General features: G+C 40.7%; 5 protein-coding genes. 4 read left to right on the forward strand and 1 reads right to left on the reverse strand.

The annotated features are described in order from the left end of the window. The 4 genes from ACEW8U_RS24115 to ACEW8U_RS24130 form a co-directional block, all read left to right on the forward strand. Positions 1-1,037, forward strand: a 1,037-nt coding sequence (locus tag ACEW8U_RS24115; RefSeq protein WP_373524617.1) for a glycoside hydrolase family 43 protein, incomplete at its 5' end; no start/stop codon positions are given. Positions 1,038-1,098: 61 nt separating this feature from the next. After that, positions 1,099-2,448 (forward strand): sulfatase-like hydrolase/transferase, encoded by a 1,350-nt coding sequence (locus ACEW8U_RS24120; protein WP_373524618.1) that lies wholly within the window; start codon positions 1,099-1,101, stop codon positions 2,446-2,448. An 86-nt stretch (positions 2,449-2,534) separates the two neighbouring features. Then, entirely contained in the window at positions 2,535-4,100 is a 1,566-nt protein-coding gene (locus tag ACEW8U_RS24125; RefSeq protein WP_373524619.1) for an arylsulfatase, read from the forward strand. A gap of 224 nt (positions 4,101-4,324) precedes the next feature. Continuing rightward, positions 4,325-8,239, forward strand: a complete 3,915-nt coding sequence (locus tag ACEW8U_RS24130; protein WP_373524620.1) for a glycosyl hydrolase — start codon at positions 4,325-4,327, stop codon at positions 8,237-8,239. A 187-nt stretch (positions 8,240-8,426) separates the two neighbouring features. On the opposite strand, the gene ACEW8U_RS24135 is transcribed toward ACEW8U_RS24130, so the two are convergent. Further along, entirely contained in the window at positions 8,427-9,290 is an 864-nt protein-coding gene (locus tag ACEW8U_RS24135; protein WP_373524621.1) for a dienelactone hydrolase family protein, read from the reverse strand. Between the last annotated feature and the right edge of the window lie 198 nt (positions 9,291-9,488).

Raw genomic sequence — 9,488 nt, forward strand, 5'->3', positions numbered from 1 at the left:
ATGATCAAGACACGCACATCAATGCCCACGGAGGAGGGTTTTTGATCCAGGAAGATACTTATTATTTGTTTGGTGAACACAAAATAAAAGGGCCAGAAGGCAACAAAGCACAAGTTGGAGTGGGAGTATATTCCACAAAAGACCTTACGAACTGGAAGAATGAAGGAATTGCCCTTGAAGTACACGATGATCCCAATTCACTTCTAGTGAAGGGTTCTATCATCGAAAGGCCCAAGGTGATTTACAATGAGAAGACCAATAAATTTGTCATGTGGTTTCACCACGAGCTCAAAGACAGAGGCTATGAAGCTGCAATGACCGGTTTGGCGGTAAGTGATCATGTGACCGGGCCATATACCTATATCAAAAGCGTCAATCCACATGCAGGTAGTTGGCCTTCAAATTATCCCGATAGTCTTAAATCCAAGCCTGTTGATTTGGACAAATACGAAAGGCCTTCTCCCGAATGGAAAGAAGCCGTTGTCAATGGCGTCTTTTTAAGGAGGGATTTTGAAAAAGGGCAGATGGCAAGGGATATGACGCTTTTTGTGGATGACGATGGCAAAGCCTATCATTTTCATTCTTCTGAAAACAATCAGACACTTCATGTGGCCGAGTTGACCGAGGATTATATGGATTTTTCAGGGAACTATTCCAGGGTATTACCGGGCCAACAAAACGAAGCACCTGCCATTTTCAAGAAGGACGGAAAATATTACATGTTTTCTTCCGGTCTGACAGGTTGGAAACCCAATCCGGGGAAGTCCGCAGTAGCGGACCATCCCATGGGACCTTGGACTCCTTTGGGAAATATGGTGAGAGGAACTGAGGACCAGATGAAAACCACCTTTTGGTCACAAAGTACAGCTGTAATTCCTGTGATAGGAAAAGAAAATGCATTTATCTATGTAGGTGATAGATGGACTCCTGAGAATCCGATTGATGGTAGGTATATCTGGCTGCCCGTAGAGTTTGAAGGGGAAAGACCTGTTTTGAGATGGAGAGATAATTGGGATTTATCATTTTTCGACAACTAAGGAAGACACCATGAAATTGAAAGTTGCTTTATCATTCCTTATTTTTTTAACTTTTTCCATCTTGAATATCAGTTTTGGACAATCGAATCAAAAACCCAATATCATTCTGATTTTGGCCGATGACCTTGGTTATGCTGACTTGAGTCTCAATGGGAGTTTGCAGATCAACACACCCAATATTGATTCCTTGGCAAAAGAAGGGGTCAACTTCCTCCATGCCTATGTTTCGGCACCAGTTTGTAGTCCATCCAGAGCTGGGTTATTGACCGGAAGAAATCAGGTCAACTTTGGCTATGATAATAATCTGGCCGATAACCAACCTGGTTTTGATCCTGAATTTGCAGGCCTGCCTATTGACCAAAAAACAATAGGTGATCGATTAAAGGAAGCAGGATATGTGACCGGATTGATAGGCAAATGGCATTTGGGATCAAAAAAACAATTCCACCCTTTGAATCGCGGTTTTGATGAATTTTGGGGATATGTAGGTGGAGGACATCATTATTTCAAATCGGAGGAAAACGGACAGGGATATTTGGCTCCCATAGAAAGTAATTACAAAACTCCCCAATCGATCACCTACCTCACAGATGACAAGGGGGATGAATGTGTTGATTTCATCAGGAGGCACCGGGATCGACCATTTTTTCTATATGCCTCTTTCAATGCACCGCATGCGCCCATGCAGGCGAGAGCCGAGGATTTAGCATTTTTCTCACATATAACAGATGAAAGGCGAAGGACTTATCTGGCAATGGTTCACCGATTGGATATCAATGTAGGCCGAATCATGAATACCTTAAAACAAGAGGGGTTGGAGGAAAATACCGTAATAGTTTTTTTAAGCGATAATGGTGGCCCGGTTGAAAATAATAGTTCGATCAATGCCCCATTCAATGGCCAAAAGGGAATTTTACTTGAAGGTGGAATCCGTGTACCATTTATTATGAAATGGAAAGGTTCTCTCCCGGCAAGTGAATCTTATTCCCATCCTATAATTGCACTTGACCTGATGCCGACTTTTTTGGAAATGGCGGGCATAGATCCGAAAGATTCCGACCAATTCGATGGGGTTAATTTGATGCCTTATTTGACAAAGGGAAAAAAAGGTAAGCCCCATGAGTCCTTTAAATGGAGATTTACAATTAGCGCAGGGATTTTTGAAGACAATTGGAAATTGATCCGACTTCCTGATAGACTTCCGATGTTATTTGACCTTGATAAAGACATCTCAGAGCAAAATGACGTGGCACTGGAAAACATAGAAGTTACCAAAAGGCTTTTGAAAAAATTGGGAGATTGGGATTTATCACTTCCCCACCCTTTATTTCTCGAAGGTGCCGAGTGGAAGGAAAGGCAAAGGGATTTGTACGATGTCCATTACGAAATCACTCAACCTAAAAATAAATAAAAAGACCGAAGACCGAAGACGGAAGAAACTTGTTTCATTACGAAAATTCATAAATGCTATTATTGAACCCATTTAAATACTGAACTATGAAAAGAAACTTAAGATATTTTAATTGTTTGGCAAGTTTGGCTATCATCCTACTTTGGACTAGCTGCCAAAATAATGAGAGTACTCAAGAGACCGGAGAAAAACTTCCCAATATTGTCATCATCTACATGGATGATTTGGGATATGGTGATTTGAGTGCCTATGGTGCTACCGAATTGCAGACACCTAATATGGACAGGCTGGCCAATGATGGGATGAAATTCACCAATGCTTATGCTACATCTGCTACCTGTACGCCAAGCAGGTATGCTTTGCTGACAGGTGTGTATCCATGGAGAAATGAAAATGCCAAGATATTAGCAGGAACTGCCCCACTTTTGATAGATGTGGATCAGATGACAATCCCAAAAATGCTGAAAACCAAGGGATATCATACCGGCATCGTTGGTAAATGGCATTTGGGTCTTGGTGATGGAAATGTGGATTGGAACCAAAGAATATCTCCTGGACCTAATGAAGTTGGATTTGATTATGCGTATATCATGGCAGCGACCCAAGACAGAGTTCCTACAGTTTATATTGAAGATGGTCATGTAGTGGGTCTGGAAGCGGACGATCCGATTTTGGTGGACTATGAAAGCAACTTTGAGGGTGAACCTACCGGAAAAGACAATCCCGAGATGCTCAAAATGATGTGGCATCACGGACACAACAACAGCATTGTCAATGGAATACCGAGGATTGGTTTTATGAAAGGTGGAGAAAACGCCAAGTGGATTGATGAAGATATGGCCGATGAATTTTTGGAAAAAGCCCAGGACTATATTAGGGGAAGGAAGAATGAGACAGATCCGTTTTTCTTGTATTATGCATTTCAGCAGCCACATGTACCAAGAACTCCACATCCTAGGTTTGTAGGTTCATCAGGTATGGGTCCCAGGGGGGATGTGATTTTGGAGGCAGATTGGTGCATTGGGGAATTCATGAAAACCTTGGAAGAAGAGGGGCTATTGGAAAATACATTGGTGATTTTTTCATCTGATAATGGTCCGGTATTGAATGATGGATACAATGATGATGCTGTAGAAAAACTTGGAGATCATAAACCTTGGGGTCCATTTCGAGGCGGAAAGTATAGTCTTTTTGAAGCTGGAACGAGAATTCCTTTTATGACCTATTGGAAAGGCAATATCGAACCTGGGGTTTCAGATGTTTTGGTATCGCAATTGGATTTATTGACTTCATTATCCCAACTTGTTGGAAGCGATATTACTACAGACGACAGTATGGATATGTTGGCAGTGTTGATGGGTGAATCAAACTCAGGCAGGGAAAATTTGATTTTGGAAGCGACTACGCGAACGGCACTTAGAAGCGGAGATTATATTATGATACCACCCTATAAAGGACCGGCGATCAATACATTCGTCAATATAGAATTGGGGAATGACAGTGAGTACCAACTTTATGATATTAAAAAAGATCCCGGACAAATAAATAACCTTGCTGAATCAAATCCGGATTTGCTCGAAAAACTAAAGCAAAAATTTGAGGAATTGAGAGGGAGTGGGTATGGGAAAATTGAGCAATTGGAATTGAAATAATTAAATGGGTTGTTTTGGTTTTATTAAGCCTGGGGATTTTTTCCTCAGGTTTTTTTTTATGTCCTAATACTTAAATCCCTTTTTATTGATGAAAATGGGTTAGATAATAAAAATAAGACTTTTTACCCCTGTGGATTGAATGATTTGCCCCAAGTAAATGGAATGGTTAGGAGTACTTTAGTTGCATATTATATGCATGAATTTAACAATAAACCTAATTTACCATGAAACAATTTTACAAACCATTATTGCTGATCCTGTTCCTTTTTGGTTCTGGAATTATGAATCCAAATCATATTATGGCATATCAGGATACCGAGGAAGATCCCTGTGAAGATTCTATGAAATACCTTTATTGGACAGGAGATGTGGACAATGATTTCTTCAATGAAATGAACTGGAGGGAAACAGTTCAAAAACCATCACAACCAAATGCCCCTGGACAAGACGGATTCAATCAAGATCAACCTGTTAAACCTGCATGCTTACCGGGAGAAAATAAGCCGCTTAACGCAATTTGTGTCAATGAACCAAATTTAGAAAAAGACAAAACACCTAAGTCAGGAACGCTGGATCCTGGAAAGCCCATTTTATACAATCTTTATATGGCTTCTGCAGATATTGTTGCCAGTGGAGAAATTTTATTTGCCTGTGCTGACAAAGGCATGACGCTTTCTGACTCGAAATTAAATGCAAGCTCGGGCATTACTCAAGGTGTAATTTCTTTGAATGACGAAAGTACTTTGAAAATTACTGCTTTAGAAATCCCATTGGCTGTAAAGTTTGACTTTTTGGATCCAGCTTCATGGATTTATTGGAATGGAATCACTCCTGATGTTTTTGGCAATTCATTGGACAGTCATATTAAAATCAGTGGACTCGAAACTACAGTTGGTTCAGGTTATAGAGTCAACCAATACTATCAAACTGGCTCCCTAATAAGACCAATTGATGCAATTTATACCACTTTGACCATTTTCTCTGAAACTTATTTTGGAGGAATCCAAGGTGAGTTAAATGAATTGACAATTTATAAAGGTGCGGAGATACCAAATGGACTGAATAATGCAGCTCATTCATTTGTGTTGAAAAGAGGCTATATGGCCACTTTCGCAGTACATGAAAACGGAACCAGCAAAGGCAAAGTATTTATAGCCTCAGAAGAAGATATGTATGTAGATGCATTCCCCGATGCATTGCAAGGAAATGTCAGCTTTATCCGCGTTGTGCCTTGGAATTGGGTCACCAAAAAAGGTACAGGGGGTTTCATCGAAGGTTTGGATGCCGGATGGTATTATAACTGGGGGCTGGGAAATACCTCAAGGCCAAATTATGAATATGTACCCATGGCCTGGGGAGCGGGTGGTGCCTCCCCCGCCAATGTGAACAGTGCAGCCAATAGAGGTAATGTAACTCATTTTCTTGGCTTTAATGAATCGGATAACTGTAACGGTGAGTCAGGACAATTCAACAACCTCTGTCAACCAGAAGTAGCAGTGGCTTATTTTGAAGGCTTGATGGCCTCAGGATTGAGAATCGGAAGTCCCGCACCAAGAGAAAATGGTCCTACTGGCTGGTTGAGAGAGTTTTATGAAATCGCAAAAGCGCGTGATGTAAGATTTGATTATGTGGCAGTGCATTGGTATGATTGGGGTTCAGGTCCTGCGAACAGTCCAAATGCTGATCCACAAGTGATTTTCAATAGATTCAAGGCTTATTTGGAAAATGTATACAGCATCTACCAAATGCCTATTTGGGTTACAGAATTCAACGCCAATCCAAACAGGGGAAATAATATCCAACAGGCTTTTTTGGAGCTTGCTTTGCCATATTTGGAGAGTTTGGAATATGTGGAACGCTATGCTTTTTTCCAGCCAAACCCAGCCAATTCAGCCAATCCTAATGTGACCACATCTTTTTACTTTGATGCTGATGGCAACCTGACCAATATCGGTGAACTGTATTTGAACCATCAATCAACCCCTTCCATAAAGGATGCAACTTATGCTCCTAATAACAGCTTGGAAGGAATGGATTTACCTTTTGTACCAAAGGAAATCAGTTCAAATATTTTAGAAGCTGAATGTGGGGATTATCTGGGATCTCAATGGGATGTGATTGCCAATGAAAATGCTTCCAATGGGTTCATTCTTAGAGGTAATGCCCAAAATGAGGGAGAAAGTCCAATCGCAAGACAGGTGCATTTTGAATTTGAGTTGGAAGATGCTGATAGTTATAGAATATGGTTCAGAGGTGGCACTGCCGGTGCCAATGGAGCCTTGAGATTCAAGGTGGACAATGGCCCGATGGAACAGATTGGTGGTTTCAATTCCAATGGCTTAATATGGTTTCAAGTCCCCAGATTTTATGACTTGGGAGTAGGTAAACACAGACTGACTATTGAGTTTCCAAACAACACTATGAGACTCGATCAAGTCGCTTTTGTCAATGGCCCTGTAAGCCTTGATGCCGGCATCCAAGAACTCGGCTACTGTCAGCCAACAGATAATTTCTGGGGATTAGTGCAATCAGATGTGATGGATTTCTATGAATCAGAATCTGCATTCGTTGGATCTGGATGGACAGTAGGATTGGATGAGAAAGCTATCAATGGGATGTTTATCGAGACTGAGGGCCAAACGCAATCACTTGAAACAGCTCCGGAAGCTATGGGATTGGTTGAGTTTGAGTTTGAGGTAGAAGCCGCTGACGAGTACGAAATCTGGGCGAAAATTCAAGCATTGGATTTGGAAGGAGAGAGTTCGCTTTGGATTGCAGTAGATGATCAGCCATTTAGTAAATTCGCTGATTTACAAAATGACTTATTTCTATGGTACTGGAAGAAATTTCACTATACCTATGAATCCGATACTCGAAGCTTCTCTTACTTCCTGGAAGCGGGACGACATAACGTAAAAATCGCTTATGCCTCTGGTAATGTAGCTATCGATAGAATAGCTGTTGCAACCGCTGGGAAAAATCCATCGGAGGTAGATCCTGAAGTAGTTAACTTGGTTGAAAATCTAAAGTTCGAAGCTGAGTTGGCAACTTTACTGGGTTCAGCATCAATTGTCAATTGCGCCACTTCTTCCAACGGGCAGCAAGTCAATATGGGAACAGTCAATACAAATGGAGTGAAGTTCGATGAGGTAGTAGCGCTCGAATCAGGTGCTTACAAACTACAAGTATCCTATATGAGTGCGGTCACAAGAAACTTCAGACTGAGTGTCAATGGTGTTAACCTAGGCCGTCAAATAGGTGAGGACTCTGGTGAATGGTGTTTCAATAATGGGATTCCTGCGATTTATGAAATAACAGTAAACCTCAACGAAGGTCTCAATATTATCGAGATAACACCTTTTGATGGAGCAGCGCCATTTATTGACAAGATCAAACTTGAAAAGTCTGGAAGAACTGCACCAACTTTCATTTCTTTGGAAGCTGAGGAAGCTGAATTGGTTGGTACTTTTCCAACGCCAACATGCGCTACTGCTTCCAATGGACAGATTGTGAATATGGGCTTCATTGTAAGCCATCAGATTAATTTCAGAAATGTGAATGTAGATGTTGCTGGGACATATAATGTAGAATTCCATTATTTTACTCCTGTAGTAAGAAGTATGAGGATCATTACCAATGGGACTCCAAGAACTGTAAGCTTTGGAATTACAGGGGCATTTTGTGGCGGTGGAGGTTCACCTGGTACACAAACTGTTGAATTTGAACTTCAAGCAGGAAACAATGTAATTCAACTTACACCAATCATTGGCGAGGCACCTATCATGGATAAAATCGTAGTCACCAACCAAGAAACGGATGTAGACACCACTAGAAAAATGGAAATTGAAGAAGTTCAGTTTACTGCTCCAACTTTCCAACAATCTTTAGAATTTAAAGTCTATCCGAATCCTGTCCGTGCAGGGGAAACCATCCATATCCAGCTTCCCAACGTTTCAAACAATGAAGAAACCATTGGAGTAAGTTTGGTGGATATGCAGGGCATAACACGGTTTTTGGATAATGCCGTATCACCTGAAACCCAAAACATTGCCATCACCGCCAATATCACTAAGGGATTATATATCGTCCATATACAGCAAGGCAATCAATGGTTGAGCAAAAAGATCATTGTAGAATAAATAATTAAAGGAAAGGGGGTATGGCAATTTTGCCATACCCCCTTTCCTTTAATAATTCTAAATTTTGAGAAGTACTTTGTTATGTTAATATACAAATCGTTTTTACCTAAATATAGCTTCTTATGGAGACTAAATCTTATAATCCCCCACGGCGGACAAGTTCTTTCAATTTTTTAATCTTCCAACCTCACTCAAACTTCCCCTTCAAATAACCCAAGGCCATTCCATAAGCTTCATTGGTCAATTCAGGATCATGCTTGGGATTAGATGGATTGGCAAATCCGTGAACACCGGGGAAGATTTTATATTCCAGTTCTTTTCCAGCTTTTTCCATTGCGGTTGCAAATTCCTCAATTACTGCTTTAGAGATATTATCTTCGGTGGCAAATAATCCCAAAACATCTGAATTCAGTTTTTTCAATTGATCGACATCTCTTACCGGCATTCCATAGTAGATAATGGATCCAGCATTCTGATTGCCCAATAACAAGGCGGATTTCAATGACCAGCCACCCCCAAAGCACCAACCGACATTTGCAATTTTGGCTCTCTTACCGGCAAAGTTTTTTCCGGCCATTACAATGTTTTCCAACCTTTTTTCATCAGTTCCTCTCATAAATCCCATGGCTTCTTGGGGATTTGCAGTGACATTTCCATCATACATATCCAAGGCAAGGACATTGACTTTTCCACCAAGGTCATTGAAGAATTTTTCTGATTCTTCTTTGATGTTGTCGTTAAGCCCCCACCATTCCTGGTAAACAAAAAGCCAGTTCTCTGATGATTCTTTGGCTTTCAGAAAATAACCCTTGGCGTCTTTGCCGTCCGGAGCAGGGAAAGAGATCATTTCACCCATTGGTTTGAAATCGAATGGAATGGGGGACGGATGAAATGCCACGAATTTGGGATCATCCAGAAAGGCTATCATTTCTGATGGACCGGTATGACAAATGGTGATGTCATCAGAAGCCACTTCAGGATTAGAGGAAATGACCTTCCAGCCAATTAGGCTGTATATGATCAGATTGAAGTAAATTAATATTTTGTACATATGATTAGTTGTTGAATGGTAAAGAATATTTGATGGATAAACTATAAAACTGATAATCTGTTTTTTAATCCTTTCCTAATTTAAGGAATTGGGAATTATCATCATAGGAAAGAGGACGAAACCAAAAGAGGGCTGTAAGTTCAAAGCCAAACAAATACCAATCAAACCTTTTTATTTCCGATCAAAAGGGCTCTTTTG

This window comes from Aquiflexum sp. (assembly GCF_041751335.1).
Taxonomy (GTDB): Bacteria; Bacteroidota; Bacteroidia; order Cytophagales; family Cyclobacteriaceae; genus Aquiflexum.

Coding starts and splice junctions, on each gene's coding strand:
- ACEW8U_RS24130 (WP_373524620.1), top strand. CDS start 4,325: ATGAAACAATTTTACAAACCATTATTGCTGATCCTGTTCCTTTTTGGT.
- ACEW8U_RS24125 (WP_373524619.1), top strand. CDS start 2,535: ATGAAAAGAAACTTAAGATATTTTAATTGTTTGGCAAGTTTGGCTATC.
- ACEW8U_RS24135 (WP_373524621.1), bottom strand. CDS start 9,290: ATGTACAAAATATTAATTTACTTCAATCTGATCATATACAGCCTAATT.